Annotated in this window: 18 protein-coding genes; 2 read left to right on the plus strand and 16 right to left on the minus strand. The window is 32.8% G+C overall.

What is annotated here, in order from left to right:
- Window positions 1–3: 3 nt before the first annotated feature.
- From M4L39_RS05085 to M4L39_RS05100, 4 genes are all read right to left on the minus strand, one after another.
- Window positions 4–621, minus strand: a complete 618-nt coding sequence (locus M4L39_RS05085) for a DUF47 domain-containing protein (protein ID WP_002508370.1) — start codon at window positions 619–621, stop codon at window positions 4–6.
- Between the two features lie 397 nt (window positions 622–1,018).
- Window positions 1,019–2,047, minus strand: a complete 1,029-nt coding sequence (locus tag M4L39_RS05090; RefSeq protein ID WP_277581068.1) for a sensor histidine kinase — start codon at window positions 2,045–2,047, stop codon at window positions 1,019–1,021.
- Window positions 2,040–2,714, minus strand: a complete 675-nt coding sequence (locus M4L39_RS05095; protein ID WP_277581069.1) for a response regulator transcription factor — start codon at window positions 2,712–2,714, stop codon at window positions 2,040–2,042. The genes M4L39_RS05090 and M4L39_RS05095 overlap by 8 nt, the downstream gene beginning before the upstream one ends.
- A gap of 16 nt (window positions 2,715–2,730) precedes the next feature.
- Complete coding sequence (locus M4L39_RS05100) at window positions 2,731–3,648, minus strand: 3-beta hydroxysteroid dehydrogenase (protein ID WP_277581070.1); 918 nt, start codon at window positions 3,646–3,648, stop codon at window positions 2,731–2,733.
- A gap of 121 nt (window positions 3,649–3,769) precedes the next feature.
- Here M4L39_RS05100 and M4L39_RS05105 point away from each other — a divergent pair, with 121 nt between their 5' ends.
- A complete protein-coding gene (locus M4L39_RS05105; RefSeq protein WP_277581071.1) occupies window positions 3,770–4,276 on the plus strand; it encodes a GNAT family N-acetyltransferase in 507 nt (168 codons plus the stop codon).
- 232 nt (window positions 4,277–4,508) lie between these two features.
- Here M4L39_RS05105 and M4L39_RS05110 read toward each other — a convergent pair whose 3' ends face one another.
- The 12 genes from M4L39_RS05110 to M4L39_RS05165 all read right to left on the minus strand — a co-directional run bounded on the left by M4L39_RS05110 (window position 4,509) and on the right by M4L39_RS05165 (window position 18,310).
- Window positions 4,509–5,540: an alpha/beta hydrolase gene (locus M4L39_RS05110; RefSeq protein ID WP_277581072.1), complete on the minus strand. Its 1,032-nt coding sequence runs from the start codon at window positions 5,538–5,540 to the stop codon at window positions 4,509–4,511.
- Window positions 5,541–5,812: 272 nt separating this feature from the next.
- The gene (locus M4L39_RS05115) at window positions 5,813–6,880 is read right to left on the minus strand and encodes a YkvI family membrane protein (RefSeq protein ID WP_277581073.1); all 1,068 of its coding nucleotides are present in this window, start codon (window positions 6,878–6,880) and stop codon (window positions 5,813–5,815) included.
- Window positions 6,881–7,346: 466 nt separating this feature from the next.
- On the minus strand, window positions 7,347–7,847 hold the full coding sequence (locus M4L39_RS05120; protein WP_277581074.1) for a hypothetical protein: 501 nt from the start codon (window positions 7,845–7,847) through the stop codon (window positions 7,347–7,349).
- A gap of 169 nt (window positions 7,848–8,016) precedes the next feature.
- Window positions 8,017–8,379, minus strand: coding sequence for a dihydroxyacetone kinase phosphoryl donor subunit DhaM (gene dhaM, locus M4L39_RS05125; RefSeq protein ID WP_277581075.1), 363 nt, complete (start codon window positions 8,377–8,379; stop codon window positions 8,017–8,019).
- Window positions 8,380–8,381: 2 nt separating this feature from the next.
- A complete protein-coding gene (gene dhaL / locus M4L39_RS05130) occupies window positions 8,382–8,957 on the minus strand; it encodes a dihydroxyacetone kinase subunit DhaL (protein ID WP_277581076.1) in 576 nt (191 codons plus the stop codon).
- 40 nt (window positions 8,958–8,997) lie between these two features.
- The gene (gene dhaK, locus M4L39_RS05135) at window positions 8,998–9,963 is read right to left on the minus strand and encodes a dihydroxyacetone kinase subunit DhaK (RefSeq protein WP_277581077.1); all 966 of its coding nucleotides are present in this window, start codon (window positions 9,961–9,963) and stop codon (window positions 8,998–9,000) included.
- Window positions 9,964–10,200: 237 nt separating this feature from the next.
- Entirely contained in the window at window positions 10,201–11,217 is a 1,017-nt protein-coding gene (locus tag M4L39_RS05140; protein ID WP_277581078.1) for a FecCD family ABC transporter permease, read from the minus strand.
- Complete coding sequence (locus tag M4L39_RS05145; RefSeq protein ID WP_277581079.1) at window positions 11,214–12,215, minus strand: FecCD family ABC transporter permease; 1,002 nt, start codon at window positions 12,213–12,215, stop codon at window positions 11,214–11,216. Before M4L39_RS05145 ends, M4L39_RS05140 begins: the two co-directional genes overlap by 4 nt.
- A 9-nt stretch (window positions 12,216–12,224) precedes the next feature.
- Entirely contained in the window at window positions 12,225–13,028 is an 804-nt protein-coding gene (locus tag M4L39_RS05150; protein WP_277581080.1) for an ABC transporter ATP-binding protein, read from the minus strand.
- Window positions 13,029–13,618: 590 nt separating this feature from the next.
- A complete protein-coding gene (locus M4L39_RS05155; protein ID WP_277581081.1) occupies window positions 13,619–14,455 on the minus strand; it encodes a YitT family protein in 837 nt (278 codons plus the stop codon).
- A gap of 517 nt (window positions 14,456–14,972) precedes the next feature.
- Window positions 14,973–16,202 (minus strand): NupC/NupG family nucleoside CNT transporter, encoded by a 1,230-nt coding sequence (locus M4L39_RS05160; RefSeq protein WP_277581082.1) that lies wholly within the window; start codon window positions 16,200–16,202, stop codon window positions 14,973–14,975.
- A gap of 389 nt (window positions 16,203–16,591) precedes the next feature.
- Window positions 16,592–18,310 carry an ABC transporter ATP-binding protein gene (locus M4L39_RS05165; protein WP_277581083.1) on the minus strand — a complete coding sequence of 573 codons (1,719 nt, stop codon included), beginning with the start codon at window positions 18,308–18,310 and terminating at the stop codon, window positions 16,592–16,594.
- A 238-nt stretch (window positions 18,311–18,548) separates the two neighbouring features.
- Here M4L39_RS05165 and pbp4 point away from each other — a divergent pair, with 238 nt between their 5' ends.
- Complete coding sequence (pbp4, locus tag M4L39_RS05170; protein WP_277581084.1) at window positions 18,549–19,841, plus strand: penicillin-binding protein PBP4; 1,293 nt, start codon at window positions 18,549–18,551, stop codon at window positions 19,839–19,841.
- Window positions 19,842–20,041 lie beyond the last annotated feature (200 nt).

Consider the following 20,041-nt stretch of genomic DNA (forward strand, 5'->3'; position numbering starts at 1 on the left):
TCCTTAGCTATTTTTCATAATTATAGTTTCAAAGTTATTCGCTACAGCTTGACATTTATCTGCAATTTCTTCCATGCTTTCATAAATTTCTTTTATTTTAATAAGCGTTATTGGATCTGTTTCACTGTTAAAAATGTGTTTGATTGATTGACGTAAAATGCCATCACAATTTGTTTCAAATTCTTTAATATTAATAGAATGAATACGCATATGAGATAATTTTTTATCAACAAGTAAACCAACAGCTAATTTCATTTCTGCAATAGCTTTTTGGATATTATCAACAAATTCAGCCATATATTCATCTGTATATTCAATTGAATACATTTCAAACATCGCTGACGTTTCTTCTATTGCATCTAAGACATCATCAATTGCATTACATAATGAAAGGATATCCTCACGTTCAATTGGTGTGATGAAAGTTTGGTTTAAATCTGAGATCACTTGATGCATTAATTCGTCACCGTGTGATTCATATTTTTTAATATTGTCTGAATAAGCTTTCAGATCTAAGTGCGTATTAAAATCCATTTTCCCAAATTCAATTGCCGCTCGATCTAAGTTAAAGACCATTTCTTCAAGTTGCACCATGAACTTATCTTTTTTCTTGTTAAACATCCAAAAAATCCTCCATTTACAGCGACTGTCTCCAATCAGCTTCAATAAATTTAAAAAATCAAAATCCTTTTAAGACAAATTAAGATTAGCAAGATTTACAATTCACTCATGATTTCATCACTTACCCTGTCCTTATATTGATGTAAATGAGCCTTTGCTTCTATACCGGTTAAAAAATCTCACAAATGTTGATTTGTCCTTATATGAAAATAGCACAAAATTTACATTTCCACAATTAAATTTACAATTTCTTAACATTCCAATTTTGCGTAACTCAAAGTTTTATTCAAAATATAATTTTCTCAAAGATATATTATATTTCTCATTTTAAATTAGTGAATTTCATAATTAATGCTTTATATTCATAATTAGAAAAGCTTTGAAATCATAAAAGATTTCAAAGCTTTTCAGATAATCTTGCAACAAGTTCATTTTGATTAGGAAACATGAATGTAGCCTTTGTCCCAATTTGTTCTTCTGAAGTGATATCCACTCGAATTCCTAATTTTCCTTTGACGTTACCTACTAAATATAAACCAATACCTGATGAAGTGGTCTCATTACGATAAGCAGTGGAAGTAAATCCTTTATCGTAAATTCTTGGCAAATCTTTCTTACTAATTCCTCTACCTTCGTCTGTAATTTCAAGTGTTACATGGTTTTTAATTAGATGTGCCTTAATGTGAATTGTACTATTTTCACTATATTTGATGGCATTAGATAAAATTTGCCTTATCATCATCCGACACCATTTTGTATCTGTATAGACGTCGTAATCCGCTTCGAAATCCAGATTGTAATCAATCCCTTTAGATTGACTAATATACCTGGTAATTTGTATTTCTTCTATAATAAGACGTTTTAACGCTACATGTTCAAAGTACAAATCATTATTTTGAAACTCTAATCTCGTTAAAAATAATTGCCTGTCTAGCATTCCATTAATTCTAGACCACTCATAAAGCAAGGCGTACTTTCGCTCTACATCCTGCTCTTTTTCAATCAGTAGCTTCATTGCTGTTACTGGTGTCTTAATATCATGCACAAAATCAGTTAATGAGGCTTCAGTTGTTTGAATTTGTTTTTTTTGACTCGTAACTAACATTTTCTGACTTGTAATTTGATTATATAAATAATTTACCATTTCTTGTTGAAACGGTGTATCAGCAAGTGATTTATGCTTTAGTTCCTCAGGCTCGATGTTATTGTACAAGTGTTTGAAAAATTTTACTTCCTTTATATATGTATATAATAAAAAAATAACTGAGATTCCTAAATTTAAAATAATAATATAAAAAATACTACTTACACTGATATCATAATCTAAATATGCAATAAATAAAAAGATGAAATGTAATAATATTAGCCAAAGTATCCAATTTAAACGTGAGCGAAGAAAGATAAGTAACCATTTGATATTAGCCATGTGCCATATATCCTTTACCTATTTTAGTTTCAATCGCATCGTTCATATCAATATCAGCTAACTTTTTCCTTAAACGGTTCACATTAACTGTTAACGTATTATCACTTACAAATGCTTCATCATCCCACAATGCTGTAATCAAAGTATCTCTAGTAACGATTTGATTTTGCTTTTTCACTAGCATTTCTAAAATAACCATTTCAGTCTTAGATAAATAGATTTGAGCATCACCTTTACTAATGCTATCTTTAGATAAATCTAAAGTCGTTTCCTGCCAGGACAATACACGCTTCTCCTCAATGCTAAATTGATAGACGCGTCTGTATATAGCTTGTAATTTTGCAATAAGTACACTCGTATTAAATGGTTTTTGGACGTAGTCATCTGCCCCTAATTCCATACTCATAACTTGGTCCATTGGATTATCCCGTGAAGATAAGAATAGAATAGGTGTATTGGAGATTTCTCTTATTTTTCGAGTCCAATAAAAACCATCATACTTAGGTAATTTAACATCCATAATTACAATTGCAGCATTCACTTCTTCAAACTTTGACATAACATCATTAAAATCACTGATGCCATGTACTTGAAAATCCCATTGCTCTAATTCTTCACTCAGTTCTTTAAATAATGTCATATCATCTTCTACTAATAAAATCTCCACATGATCACCTTTTCAGTTATTTAGTATATTTTATTTCTTCACCTGACTGTATACGACCATTGAAATGTTTAATACGACAATCTATTTCGAATCCTCTCATCATCAAATCTTGAAATGGCGATTGAAACAAATAATACGCCGGCCAGATGAGTTTAGGAATATAATCATATAAATGAACGATTACAGTTTGTGTTCCTTCCAGTTTTCGAAATTCTAATTTTCCTTGTTTTGTAAGATTCGGTTTCACTATCGATCCACTTACTAAATCTAATGTAATCATATCGCTTTCTGTTATCCTTTTATGAAGTACGAGTATTGGGTTGCGCTTATCTTTTATATAAACAACGAAATTATCGCCCTCATTATAAGTATGTAACATCGTTCCTTTAGTTTCATTTAACCAATCGAAATAATATTCTACCATCTGATTTAAGGTCCAGTTCATTGGTAGCTGTACATTGAGCGCACTGCGCACATCATCATACTTTGAAACTTGCAACTCCACTGCCACATGAGGTCGTGAAACTTTTACTTCTGTTTTTTCAACAGGCGTTCCATATGCTGACAATCGCTCTACTGACTCATTATCAAAGCGACTACCACTAATATAAATAATTTTTTTAATCCCTTTTTTAGCCGTAGCACGCCCAAAATTATCAGCAGCAATTAAATTCATATCTCTAGCTGTTGCTTTTGTCAGCTTTGCTGAATGCTTGGTTGGATCTAAATAATAGATAGCCATATCCATGCCTTCCATTGATTCCAGGACATCATTATAATTATAAATATCTTTTTTCAACCATGTTACCTCTTGAAAATCATCTTCTTTAGGGTATTTCGACATCGTAAAAAGCAGCGCGTCATCTTTAATGGATTGTATTAAGTTTTTTCCTATATAGCCTGTTACACCTGCTAATAAAATATTAGGTTTCATAGTTATACTTCCTTTATATTAGTTTGGCCCAATTTAAATATCTCCTAGTAAAATCATGCTAATGATGTTAAGTTATACTATAACTGAGTATTAGCAAAATAGAAATGAGGAGTGGACACATATGGTTCATCAAATTCGTGAAATCGGTATCAATGATATAGATCCATTTATAAAATTATTAACTACTATCTATGATGAATCTGAATATTTAGTTTATAATCCTGGTGAATATGCTCCATCGAACAGTGATGCCGTTTCAAACTTGGAACATTATATAACATCACCTTCAAACGCAATATATGTTGCGGAAAACAACGGAGAACTTGTTGGTTTTTCAATCGTTACAACTGAAAAGTTGGAACGTGCACGTCATGAAGCAAATTTTTCTATGGGTGTTATTAGACACTATCGCGAAAAAGGTCTCGGTCAATCACTTATTAATTCTATTGAAGCATGGTGTTTAAACCATAACATTCGCCGCATCGAAGTTTCTGTAGTCCCAGAGAATGGAACAGCAGTAGCTTTATTTAAAGCAGCTGGATATCAAATTGAAGGTGAACTTCGAGATAAACTTTATATTGATGGGCGTTATTTCAATAAATATATAATGTCTAAGTTATTACTTTAGTCTACCTCAATGTTTATATATTAAACGTTTCACTATTGTAGTTTAATTATAAATTAATAAATGGGAATAGAACAGAAATCTAATTTTCCTAATAATATTTCGTTATATGAGTCCGGCCTGTCAAAGAAGACTAGAACTAAAAACAGCTTATAGTATCCATTACAGGAGATCTATAAGCTGTTTTGTTGAAATCATATATATAAACTTTATTACTTCGAACTAATTCAACACCTTAATAAGGATTCAATTGAACACCGTCTGGATTTTTTGATTCGGGTTTCAATTCTCTCTCTACACCAGAAGCACTTGTATTTCTACTTAAGAAACTCAATGTGTTTTTCATATTCTGCTGTGACTCTGGTAATTGCATATGAAATTGGTATTGATGTTTTAAATTATGTGATCCATCATAAAACAGTTTATCTACAGGAACATCTTTTTCTTCTAATTTTTTATAAAAATCAATGTTTTGACTATAAAATGGATCTGCGTCCCCTACTGATAAAAATGTTGGTGGATAGTCTTTTGTCACTTGGTTTATCGTAGACATTTCACTGATATATCTAAACTGTTGTTCCCAATCTCTTTTGCCAGTATAACTTTCCATAAAGAGCTGAATTCTAGGAAACTCTGTCTCTCTCACTGTTTTCATATCATAAAAACCGCCAAAAAAGATTGCTGCCTTTATTTGATCTGGTTCAAATTGTTGATTAAACTCCATATCTTCTCGTAATGATTCATTTGTTTGGATAGCTGTAAATTGACTGGATAATTGGGCACCTGCTGAATCACCACCGAAAACAACTTGATCAAAATCTATAGGTAACTCATGTTTGTTCTGTTTAATAAACTGAACTGCACGATCAATTTGTTTTAACTGTGTGGGGTATTTATAGTCAGGCGCAAGTGCATAATTAATATTCACTACGATATAACCTTGTTCAGCAAATTTTGATAATAACGGATTTTTATATTGTTTATCTCCTGCGATAAATCCTCCACCATGTAACCAAAAAATGACAGGCAATTTATTATCTTGATCTAATTCAGTAGGTGTTAAAATATCTAAGCGACTATTGGGTATCCCACTACTATACGTTATATTAGTAAATGCATTGACATTTTCATTATTAATTTGTACTTTTTCTTTATATTCTTGTGCACTTTGTCGATCATATTGCTGCTTGAGTAATATTGCAATCACAATTGCAACGACAACAAAAACAACAATAGCGATAATTGTCCATTTATGTTTTTTCTTCATGCTCGACCTTCCCTTTCGCATGCATTGTATCATAATTAATAAGTACGTAGTAGTATTTATTTGAACGATTATAATAGAAAAAACTGCTATATTCTTTATTTTAAAATCAAATTAAGCAACTGCCGTTTATAATTATAAATTCTATTTCTATCTAGGTTAATATAATATTTTAAAACAATAAATGGCTGCTAGATATCCAATTGGATTCTAACAGCCATTTATTAAACCTAAGATTTATGTCCTAGTTCTATTTATACTTTATTTCACCACAATTAAGCAATGTGATCTTTATTTTGATTTTTTCTAGAGTAGTATTTAATAATAACTGCAATAACTACAACTAAGCCAATTACACCCATGATTGGATATAAGAAGTTAATTAAGTCTGCAAAACCTACGAAACTTAATGCAAAAGCTACGAGCACCATTGCAACTATAAATACATGATAATTTTTACTATATGGCGCTGTAAATCTTGCAGCAAATGAATACATTAAACCAAGAATTGTATTATACATAACTGCTAACATAATAATAGATAATACTAAACCAATCCAAGGGTGAATTTCATTTGCTAACGTTAGTGTTGGAATAGAAGCATCTTTAATTGCCGTATACTCTGATTGTAATGCAAAGTTGATAAGCCCTAGTAATATTGTATATACAACCCCACCAAATAACGCACCTGCACCAGATATTTTACGTTTAGAAGCATCGCCACCAATAGCAACAATTGTACTAAAACCAACTGCGAATGCTAAACCACCATAAATAATACCGTAAAAAATACCTTTCCAAATACTCGCCTCTGGAACTGTTTGGTTCACTTCTGCAAAGGAAATATTTCCATTAAATAAGTAAAATACTGCAATGATAACAACTAAAATAATTAAGAATGGCGTTACAATACCTAACGCACGTACTATTTTGTTAAAGTCCATTAATAATGTAATGTAGATAGCAATAACCATAATTAATGCACCTAACCACGTTGGTATGCCAAAACTTTCTTCAAACGTTGATCCTGCACCTGCAATCATTGTGACTGAGATACCAAATAAGAAGAAGATAAGTAAATAGTCAATTATCTTACTAAATACACCACCGAATAAATAATCTAAAGTGGATTCATGATTTTGCGCATCGAATGCAGTACCAATCTTAGCAACTTGTCGACCTGCAAATCCTAATATCAACCCTGATATAATAACTCCTAAATATGACCAAAGTCCATAAGGAGTAAAGAATTGCATTACTTCTTGTCCCGTTGAAAAGCCAGCACCTACTACGATACCAACATAAGCGAAACCAATTTTTATAGCTTCTTTATTCAAGCCCATGTGATTTATAACCTCCTCTTAAGTTAACACATTGAGTTATTATAACGCACTGTCATTATTTTGCAACACGACAAATTTAAAATTCACACTATTAATTATTTTTTACACTAACCTTCCAATGAATTTACATACATTTAAAAATTCATTTTTATTTTTAAATATAAATTAAAACTCTATATTATCGGGCTTAAAACAGTCTAAAGCTTTTGTTTTTGAAATTTTATACATTTATTATGCACTAATTATCACTGATTTAAAACTCTAAAATTTTTAATTTTTTATTGCTTTCAAGTTTACCTACATATCCCATCCTTTAAATGATTACTGTATTTCTATAACTATAGTGCAATTTTATTATGTATAGTGTGACAAGCAGCTTTTTATAGAAAAGAAAAATTAAAAACCGAAAACCTCAATTAAAAAATGAGTTTTTCGGTTAAATACGCTTTATTGCTAAGCATGTTAATTAATGTGCATTTTTATAACGATTAAGCTCATTGAAGTCTACAACGACATTATCCATACGTTTAGCCGTTTCTTTAAGCACATTACGCGCAACACTATTAGACGGATCTAATTTAAGTATTTGTCGAGACACATCAAATGCTTTTTTATCAGAAATGACTGGTTCGGGAACTGCGTGTAACAATAACATTTGTAACAGACTTTTCACTTCTTTACTGTCCGTAAGTTTTATGGATGATTCTGCATGATAATAAGCTGAATCCAATGCACCTTGTAATTCACTTAATGGATAAACTAATAATAGAAAAGCTAAATCATGCATTTCTGCAGTTTCTTCTACTTTCATCATATCTAAAATGCATGTATAAAACATGATACTTTCTACTTCATGTGCACTTGAAATGTAAGCCTCTTCAAATTCCATAAAATCTGTCTGGGACATTAAACGTTTTACTGATTCGAATTCGCCGTTTAAGACATGCTTTTGTATTAAATCTTTCATGGCAATGTCCTCCTAGGTATCCAGATTTCTATAACAGTTAGGTTCTATTCTACCACAGACCATTTATATATTCATATAAAAATGAATCTTTTTGCCATATTAATTGAAGACCTTATAATATATTTATTAGCTGATTTTTATCAGAAGTCTTCATCAATTAATAAATTATTTATCCTAAATTGTGTTTCAAATCTTCAACAATTTCTTCGATAGAAGCGCCTACTGATAATTTGACAGCAGCTGTAAAACTGCCTTCAACAATTGGTGCATCGACTTTTTCTACTTGATACTCACCTTCATACATTTCAATAGCTAAATCTAAGTTCATTTCTGCAGAGCCAATATCATAAAAACAAAGTGCATCATCGTCTAAATCATTAATCATTTCTTGAATATGATCGTAAGATGTTCCAATTTTACCTCTGACGCCACCTTGTATTAATATTGGAACATCTCCTGCCATTTGTTCCAATAATGCTTTCGTACCGTTTGCAATATCTTTACTATGACTCACAATTACAATTTTCGTCATAATTATTCATCTCCAATCAATGCGTTTAAGATATAAACACTACTCTGTGCACCTGGGTCAATGTGACCTTTTGAATCTTCTTTAAAATACGATGCTCGTCCTTTTGTCGCAACGATATCTTTTGTTTCCTCTGCGTATGTTTGAAGCACATCTGCATTTAAAATTTCACCTTGTTGTGCCGCTTCATTTGCGCGTTCTATAACGTCATACATTGTTTTTTCATTTAATTCAACTTTCCCTCTTTGCTTAATTGCTTCAGAAAATGAATTCAATACTTCTTTTAAGTTTGTAGCATCTAACTCATCTCCTACAACTTGCGACATTTTTACAAAACTAAAACCATATAGCGGACCTGAAGCGCCACCGATATTAGACATCAATGTCATACCTGTAGACTTGAATAAATTTTGCATGGAACTATCATCTATTTTATCTGGCAAGGCTTTAAATCCTCTAACCATGTTCACACCATGGTCGCCATCACCTATAGCTCTATCTAATTCTGTTAATAATGCTTCTTTTTCTTCAAACACTTCGACTAAATTAAGTAATCTTTCCTTTAATTCATTTACATTCATTTGCGTTCCACTCCTTATCGTATCTAAGACTAATTAATTATTAATTAAAGTAAGGGCTTGCTGTAGGTTCAGTTAATGCTGTTAATACTTCTTCTGTATATGGGACTAATGTTAAAGATAAACCCTGCATATCTAATGCAGTCATATAATCTCCTACAAACCAATGTGCAACATCAATATGCTTCTCTTGAAAATTTTCTGCTACATATTTTGCTGCGATATTAAGCTCGGATAACGGCGTAGCACCCATACCATTTACCATAACTATAAGTTTTTCTGAGCTTACTTCTTCCATTAATGCTTTAATTAATCTCTCGACAATTTGATCTACAGTTTCCACTTTTTCTCTAGAAAGTCCTTTTTCTCCGTGTATACCTACACCAATTTCCATTTCATCACTTTCAATATCAAATCCATATTGACCAGTTGTCGGTACCATTGGTGCAGTTAAAGCCATTCCCAACGTTTTAACACTCGGTAAAAATTGGTCTACTTTTTCTTTAATGTTAGTTAATGACTCACCTTGGTCTGCTAAATAACCAGCATATTTATGTGCTAATACTGTGCCAGCAACGCCTCTTCTTTTATCTTCATCGCTGACTGCAATGTCATCCTTAACAATAACGGTTGCCACTTGTATGTCTTCCATTTCTGCCATTTCTTGTGCCATTTCAAAATTCATAACATCGCCTGCGTAGTTCTTCACTACTAGTAATACACCGTTTCCATTATCAACTGCTTTAATTGCACTTAGAATTTTATCAGGTGTTGGTGATGTGAATACTTCTCCACAGACAGCTGCATCGAGCATACCTTCTGCTACGTAGCCAGCGTGTGCAGGTTCGTGACCACTTCCACCACCAGAAACTAGAGCAACGCCTTGCTTTTTCTTATCTTTTCTTACAACAACAGTATCTGCAATGACTTCAATTTCATTATTCGTTAATGAAAGCCCATCCAACATATCTGTTAAAAATTGTGTTTTATCTTTAATTAGTTTTTTCATAGAGATGACCTCCTAATTTGAATGTTCATTTATAGTATACCCTACACACGAATGCAAACGCTAACATATGAAAGTTGATAATGATTTCTTTGGAAATCATTAAATTAACAACATTACTTAAATAAAAAAGGAGCGGGAATAGAAATCAAAAATTGAAATTTGATTTCATATTCCCGCCCCCACAAGGCTGATTAGAAAAATGGGATATTGATGTCCCAGATTTCAATCTCGTATAATTTATACTGATTTTGTTTTATACATTAAATATAAGAAATAAGGTGCACCAATGATTGCGACCACGATACCTGCCGGGATACCTGAAGGTTGTAATATCACTTGCCCTAACGTATCCGCTAACACAAGTAAAAATGCACCTATTAATATTGAAATAGGTAGAAAGAGTTGGTGTCTTGGACCAACAATCGATTTAGCAATATGTGGTCCTAATAAACCAATAAAACCAATTGAACCAGCTACTGAAACAGCTGTAGAAGATAATATAACTGCAACGAGTAATAATACGATGCGTTCTCTACCAATTTTCACACCCACACCTTGAGCTATGTGTTGATGTGTATTTAATAAATTTAAAACATTAGACTTAAATAATAAAAATGGAATCAATATGAGAACCCAAGGTAAAAATGCGATTACAAATGCCCATTCATCGCCCCAAATATTACCGGCAAGCCAAGATGCAATAAATTCTGATTGAGCTTCATCAAATGTAGACATTAAAGTAAGTGAACCACCACTTAATGCAGTAGCCATACCTACCCCAACAAGTACCATACTTGCAGGCGTAATGCCTTCACCTTTATTATAACTAAATGAGAAGATGATAAATGCTGTTAAGACACCGCCAATCATACTTACGAGGGGTAGTATATAGACAAAATTCCCAGCATCTACATTGCCTATAACAATAAATAGCGCTATAGCAAAACCACTACCTGCGTTAATGCCTAGTATACCTGGCTCAGCTAACGGGTTCTTTGTAACACTTTGGATAATGGCACCACTCATAGCTAATGCTGCACCAGCTAAAATCGTAATAATCATCCGTGGCATTCTAAATTCCATTAATATCAATGTGTCCGTGTATGCTCCTTGACCAAATAATGTCTTAAAGAACGTTCCTATCGACATTTTATACTCACCTGAGGTCATACTCCACGCACAAGCAAGTAGTACAAGTACAATCAAAACCACCATTGTTAACCATTGTTTATATCTCAGTTTTGGATCTATCATGAGAAGCGACCTCCTCTTTTAACTAAATACAAGAAGTAAGGTACACCTATAAAGGAAATAATGGCTCCAACTGGTGCTTCACCTAACATACGTGCAACTGTATCAGCTACAAGCATCAACAAGCCACCAACCAATGCTGTGAGTGGAATTACACGGGCATAGTCTGTACCGACTATGTATCTCACAATATGTGGCACCATCAAGCCAACAAATGCAATTTGTCCTACCATAGCAACAGCTACACCAGCCATTACCATAGACAAAATTAAAGTGATAGCACGTGTAAACGCCACATTTTGTCCTAAGCCTTTAGCCAATGTTTCACCTAAATTTAAAATCGTTAATTGTTTACTCATACTAACCATAATAATCAGCGCCACCAAAATAAACGGTGCTGCCCACATCAACTGGTTCCAAGTTGTTCCAGATACGCCGCCAGCACTCCAAAATGTTAAACTTTGGTTTAATCTAAATAATAGCGCGACACCTTGACTTAAGGCTGTTAACAACGCACTAACTGCTGCTCCGGCTAATATAATTCTCATCGGGTTAAAGCCATCGCTTCTTGATCTTCCTATCATTAAGACGAAGAAACCACCTATAAGTGCACCAATAAAGCCTGCTAACATCAATATGATGAAGGGTGCTGATGGATAAAATGCGAAAGTAAGTGCCAACATAAATGATGCGCCAGCATTTAAACCAATTAAACTTGGGTCAGCCAGTCCATTTTTAGTAACACCTTGAATTACAGCGCCTGAAGTTGCTAAGGCAACCCCTACTAAGATTGCCCCGATATCTCTTGGAATACGTATTTCACTTATTATATTATGTTGTTGGTTTTTAGGATTATAATTGAACACTGCATCGAATATAGTAGATATATGGATTTTTGCATCCCCATATAGAATCGACACAATTAAAGCAACTACTAACAATACAAACACTATTATAAATGTAGTAGTAAAATTCAATTTCCCTTTTTTCTTTGTGGTCATAACTAGCCTCTAAACTTCCGAATAACTTTTTCTACATAAATCGTATGTCACTAGCATAGGTTTCCCAGTTCTTGGGTCGGTGCTAATTTCAACGTCTATATTGAATACTTTTTCTAAAATTTCTTTAGTTAATACGTCTTCAGTCTCACCATTAGCAATAATATCGCCATTTTTCATAGTGATTAAATGATCTGAAAATCGTACAGCTTGGTTAATATCATGTAAAACCATAACAATAGTACAACCTTGTTCTCTATTTAATTGCGTGATTAACTCTAAAATTTCTAATTGATGTGAAATATCTAAAAAAGTCGTTGGTTCGTCTAAAAAGATAATATCTGTACGCTGTGCCAATGCCATAGCTATCCATACTCTTTGACGTTGACCCCCACTTAAATCATTAATAGGACGTAGTCTAAATTCATATGTTCCTGTAACTGATAACGCCCAATCGATTTCTTTTTTATCTTCTGCTGAAAGACGTCCAAAACCTTTTTGATGTGGGAAACGCCCGTAAGATACTAATTCTCCAACTGTAAGACCATCCGCAACTTCAGGAGATTGTGGTAAAATCGCAATTTTCTTGGCAATATCTTTGGTTGCTTGTGCGTGTAAGTTCCCACCATCTAACTTGATTTCGCCACTTTTAATAGGCAATAATCTCGATAACGCTTTCAATAATGTGGATTTCCCACAACCATTTGGCCCTATAATGGATGTAATTTTACCGTCAGGTATATGGACATCTAAGTTTTCAACTATGACATTCTCCCCATATCCAATAGTAACTTGTTCTCCTTCTAAGCGATTCATAAATTCCCTTCTTCCTATATAAATAAGCTTAATGCGCTATATATGTTTTTACATTTAATTCGTCTCAATTCATCCTATATATCATTAGTTCAATTTAATAAATGATAATCATTATCACAGATGATATTATATCATTTTTTATATATTATGACTATTAAATCTCACCATTTCCAACCCATGTTTCGATGAATTTATTATACATTAAAAGGAGAATAACATCGCTTTTATAGTCCTATATAGTGTGATATTACAATGAAAACGATTAGATATTTTACAATTAATTTAGTGTCGTCGATCTTCATCCGACAGCTAACAGGAGAATTTAGTACAAGTTGAAGACTACAGACTGAGACCCTGTCCTAGCCAAGCGAGTAGAATATGATTATATAGTAATACCTATCAACAATTTAATACATGAATTCATTTAAATTCAGTATATTTTATCCATAACTTTACTTCCCAAAAAGGCAGTCACTTGTGCCGACTCCCACGGAAAGCGTGCACAAAAAAACTGCCATGAAGTTAAGAAACTTCATCGACAGTAAAAAAAATCTTTATTTACATTACAAGAACGTAAGTTTTAAAATAGATTAATGTTCATCAATCAAGAAACCATTACCATAAACATCGCGCACATCATGAATAACTAAAAAGGCTTCATCATCTATATTTCTTATCAAACGCTTCGCTTTTGTAACTTGCGTTTTCGTGATTACAACATAAAGTATATCTTTATCTTGTTTGGTGAAATAACCTCTACCATTTAAAATAGTCAATCCACGCCCAACTTGTTCATCAATAACTTTTGCTATTTCATCAGGGTTGCTTGAGATGATAGTCATTGCTTTCTTCGTATTCAAACCTTCAATTACATATTCCATTACCTTAGTACCAATATATAATGAGATAACAGTTACTAACGCACTAGAAATTGGGATTACTGTTAGTGAAATTGCTACTACAATCAAATCAAAAAATAGTAATGCATATGGTGTACTGATATCCAAATATTTATTAGCAATTCTTGCTAAGATCGTTGTTCCAGCTGTTGTACCACCAGCGAGTACAATAACACCAATACCCAAACCAACACATAAACCACCGAATACAGCATTAACTAGGATATTTCCAGTTTCGATTTGCCAACTTGCTGTTAGCTCTAAAAATATGGATATTAATATTGTAGCTACAATCGTTAAATACATACTTCTTTTACTTAAAAATTTATAACCAATTGCAATAAGCACAGCGTTAAATGCAAAGTTGGTAATACTAGGAGAAATATGAAAGGCATAGTATAGTACGATTGCTAAACCGGTCACTCCTCCTTCACCTAAATCAGCAGATATAATAAATGTATTTACCCCTGCTGAGAATGCAAATGACCCAAATAGGACTAATATTAAATCACGTACTGTTTTATTCACCTACACGACCCCCTTGTATTTGCTTCAATCAATTGAATGTTAGCAAAAAATGAGCAATACCACAACATCCACTAGCATAAAAATCCATAAAAATTATATTCAAAACGCAATTATAAAGAGTGTTATAAAACGAAAAAAATTTGATTTTTAAAAATTCTGAATTTTCGGTTTACTTTAGCACATTCCTTTGCTATAATAAAATCTATCTTCTTATTGATAGCCAATAAGAAGCCATCTCCTTTGTGTTGTTTATAGTAACAAACAAAACAATTTTTGCTCGAGTATATTAATGGTACCTAGTCCTTACTATTAGTATATAATTAATTCATTTCCCGTAAAAGCCAAGTAATGATGAATGTGTCTCCTCACTTCATTTACTTGGCTTTATTTTTATGTAAAATATCAAGCCATGAAAAAATTTTTGAAAAAACGCAAAAAACTACCCACAAAGTTATAATACTTTGTGAGTAGTTTTTGATAAATGCCATATTGGAAGCTATTTTTTAACTACAACCTCTTACCAAGCAAACAAGCCTACAAATCCTGCAGTCATTAATGACACTAGGATACCTGCAAGTAATAACATAGGTACGTATTGAGATATGAAGTCTGACGTTTTTTTATCAACAATACCTTTTAATGTACCTATAATCATACCAATTGTTGAGAAGTTCGCAAATGATATCAAGAATGTCGTAATAACTGCACGTCTATGAGGAGAATAAGAATCTATTGTATCTTTAATTTGCCCCATTACTACAAACTCATTCGTTACAATTTTCTTCGCCATTTGTTGTGCTACAATCCATGCTTCATCCCACGGTAAACCAAGCAGTAATGCGAATGGATACATGAATGCACCTAAAATTTGATCTAATCCAAAGCTTCCTTTAAGGCCTGCCCAACCACCTACAAGACCTGTAAGCAAGTTGATAAAGCGATCAATCAAATCAGAAAGTGCTACAAAACTGATGACAAATGCTACGATAATTAAAATCAATTTACCTGCATTTAATACTGAATCTCCTAAGAATGAGAAGAATGGTTGACGCTCTATTTCATCATTTCGAATACTGTAAATAATATCTTCTTTTTCCTCTACAGATACAGGATTTAAAATTGAAGAAACAATAATCGCATTAATGATATTTAATGGAATTGCCGTCAATACTAAATCGCCCGGCACCATAGACACATATGCACCTACAATCGCACCTGAAACCGAACTCATCGACATCATTGCGACCGTTAGTACACGTGTTTCTTTCATTCGTTTCAATTGTTCATTTGATACTGCAAGTGCTTCAGTATTACCTAAAAACATCATTTCAATCCCAAAGAATGATTCGAATTTAGGTTGGCGCGTAATTTTAGCTAACACCCAGCCAATTGCACCAATCACTTTTGGTAATATATTGAAATACATCAAGATATCAAATAATGGAACAACTAATAATATTGGAAATAACGCGCTTACTGCCATATCCATTGCGCCAGGTTCTACCCAACTCGCAAAAGCGAAGCCAGTCCCTGCATGGGCAGAATCGATAACCCAAGAAATCCCATTTGCTAAACCTTGTACAGCTGTTTTTCCCCAAGTAAAAGACATAAAGAACCAAGCTAAGAATAAGTTTAAAACGACTAATATCCCAATCGACTTCCATTGGATATTTTTTTTGTTTCTAGAAAATAGTACAGCAAGTCCTAAGAAAACAAATAATCCAATTATGTTGATCACTAAAAACATAATACACCCACCATTCCTTTTTAAATCGATGATAACAATGAACTTCTAAAAGTAACTTGTTGCTATGTATCGGAATAATTAAAGCAAACGCATTATATGATTGCCAAATTCGGCAATTGCACATTTATAACAACCTCTAATGTGTTCACTTTTATATTACTTATCCCTATTTAGTTAATTCATTTATTTATATATTTAAATATATACTTTTCAAGTCATTGTTTCTTAATAATGCACAATAATTATAGCATGTATGGACTTTATATAAAATAACAATTTTATGGTTCGATTATCGTAGTGAAAAACACAAATCTAATAGGACAATGTACGTATTTTCTTATGAAAGCGAATACACAGAAGTGATTTTTAATCGTGGTTTTCGCTTTTTACTATTTCGATAAATTTTGTGTACGTACAAACTGTTGGTATTTTTCGTGGTTTTCCATTAATTCTTGGTGACTTCCTTTGCCTGTAACTTCACCACCATCAATGAAAATAATTTGTTCTGCTTTTTTAATAGTAGAGAGTCTATGTGCAATAACAACTGTCGTACGATTTTCCATTAATTCTTCTAAGGCATCCTGAATTTTACGTTCACTTTCACTATCTAAATTGGCAGTAGCTTCATCCAATAATAAAATATCTGGATTTTTAACAAAGCTTCGTGCAATATCTATACGTTGACGCTGTCCACCAGATAATTTTAAGCCACGTTCACCCACTACTGTTTCGTAGCCATCATCAAATTGTTCGATAAACTCATGACAATTGGCTAAGCGTGCATAATGGATTAACTCATCTTCTGTCACTTCACGATTAATACCATATAAAATATTATCTTTGATCGTACCGTTCATTAATGCGTTTGATTGCATCACGTAGCCAATTTTCTCACGCCAATCTCCAAGCGAGATATCGTAAATAGATTTACCACCATATGTAATGTGACCGTCTTCAATTTCATACATACGTTCAATAATGTTAAAGATCGTACTTTTACCTGACCCCGATGGTCCAACAAATGCCGTCACTTTGCTCGGTGGTATATCAAAAGAGACATTTGAAAGTATTGGTTTAACGCCATATTTAAAATCAACATTCTTAAATGTTAGGCTACCATCAATGATTTTGCTTCCTTGATTAGACTCCAAAGGTTCAGTAGGTTCTTCCATAATTTCATAAATACGACTACTAGCACCTACTGCTCTTTTATAGTCTGTCACTAAAGTAGATAAATTAATGAGTGGCGCAGAAAGTTGAATAACATAAAAAATCATTGCAATTAATGTGCCCGCTGTAATCGCACCAGTAGAAATTCTAATCGCACCAAAGCCTAAAATAATAGCTATTGTAAGTAACATGATCACACCAGATATAGGCTGTATGATAGCCGTGATTTTTGCTTGTTTTAAACCTAAAAAATAAATTTCTTTCAAATTTTTATGAGCATTATCCAATTCAAGCTTTTCAGTACTTGATATTTTAACTAAGCGCATTTCTGTTAATACACGGCCAAGTAAGCCACTGAAGTTGGCAATTTCTGATTGAGTTTTTTTAGAAATGTTTTGCATAACCTTACCTAAAGGTACCATGATAAGAATAAATATTGGAATAGTGATAAAAGTTAATAAAGTCATTTTCCAATCCATAATAAAAAGCATAATTAACGAACCTATAATAGTTAATACTGAAGGTAACAAATTCGGTAACTTACGAGATATAAATTCATTGATGACTTTTGTATCATCTGTTAAACGACTCATTAATTGTCCACTTTCGTTTTGGTCAAAAAAGGGCATTTTCAAATGAATGATGTGTCGCCATAAAACTGAGCGAATAGCATAAATAATCTTTTCACCAATCTTACTTAATAAATATAAACCTAAACCACTTAATAACGCATTTATGATAAAAATAGATATAAACGCGACAATGAACATCCAGTTAACATCTTCAAAAGAAAATTTATCAACAAGTTTACCAGTGAAAAAGGGTACAAGTAGTCCTGTGATACTACCTAATGAAGAAATTGTTACAGCAATCACAATCAGCCCCACTGGCCAAGATAATTTTTTAAATAAGTAGAACAATGGATTCTCTTGCTTCATGTTTATTACCTCTTCTAAAATGATTTTGAAATTCAGTTACTATTTAATGAAAGTGAGCAGTTCAACATAATAGTAATACAGATGTTACGCATACAATTCCACACAACTATGTTTTGCACAATCATTTCTCTATAGCACAACAAGGCTAAAAAGCATTGCTATAACATTTTATTATTGCCCTAAATGTGCTAAGATATTTCTATTGCACTAAAACTGAATATTAAGAGGGAATGTAATTATGAGAAAGTTAATTCTGACAATCATAACTGTACTCTTCTTTGGTACAATTATAACACCTTTTGCCGATGCAGAAACAGTAACACCTACGCAAATAGCAAACCAATACGGTCAAAGTGTTTCCGAAGACTACCAGCCAGAAGGTGCAGTTAACGTTGCTCAAACAGGTCAAATTCTTTATCAGTATCAGATGAATAAAGATTGGTATCCTGCTTCAATGACCAAACTGATGACGATGTACCTTACACTTGATGCAGTCAATAAAGGAAATTTATCTTTAGATGATACGGTAAAAATTACAGAAGATCATTATCGGATGTCCACTTTACCAAAAATTAGCAACACAAAACTTTACCCAGGTGAGAAATACACTATCAAAGAATTACTTCAAATAACAGTCTCAAACTCTAGTAATGCGGCAGCACTCATTTTAGCAAAAGAAGTTTCTGGTGATGTTTCAGATTTTACAGACACGATGAATAAAAAAGCAAAATCTTTAGGTATGAAAAACACTCATTTCGTTAACCCAACAGGTGCAGAAAATACTCTGTTAAAAGACTTTGCACCAGAGAAATATAAAGATGAAGAGAGTTCGACTTCAACAGCGAAAGATTTTGCTATCTTATCACAACGTGCTGTTCAAGACACACCAAAAATCTTACACTTTACAAAACAACTTGCACCTACACAACACAGCGTTACTTATTACACTTTCAATCATTCACTTGAAGGTGCTGATATGAGCTTAGAAGGTACTGACGGTTTGAAGACCGGTTCAAGTGACATCGCAGATTACAACCACACAATTACAACTGAACGTGATGGGTTAAGAATTAATCAAGCTATCATGGGAGCCGGCAATTACAAGTCGCTCGGTGGCGAGAAAGAACGTAATAAGATTGGGAACGCCTTAATGAATATGTCTTTTGATCAATATAAACGTGAAAAGATATTATCTAAAGGTGAACAAGAAATTAATGGCGATACGTACTATGTAGAAAAAGACCTTTATGATGTGTTACCAAAAGATTTTGATAAAAATAATTACAAACTTGTGGTAGAAGATGGCAAAATACACGTTGATTACGATCGAAAATTTATTTCTGATAAATACGGTCCACCAACAGTAAGTGTGAAAAAACCACTCGTTCATAAAGCAACTACAGTTGTACAATCATCTTGGGATGATCATCCAATATTAACATTATTGGGCACGGTCTTACTCATCGCCGCACTTGCAATTATTGTGTACTTGATTTTGGATAGATTCAAAAAAATATCAAAACGTAAATAATTAAGCCTTAACCATTGAATAGTACTGCTCCTATTCAACACATTTAAATCAAAATCACTGTCATTAAATTCGACCCAACATGAATTTATATGACAGTGGTTTTTTCATTATAAAAAACCAAGCCGTCTCAATTTTGTGTAAACACAAAAACGAGACGACTTGGTTTCGTTAACTTTGATGTTCAGTTTTTAAAAAAATGA

The organism is Staphylococcus equorum (assembly GCF_029531845.1).
GTDB lineage: Bacteria > Bacillota > Bacilli > Staphylococcales > Staphylococcaceae > Staphylococcus > Staphylococcus equorum_C.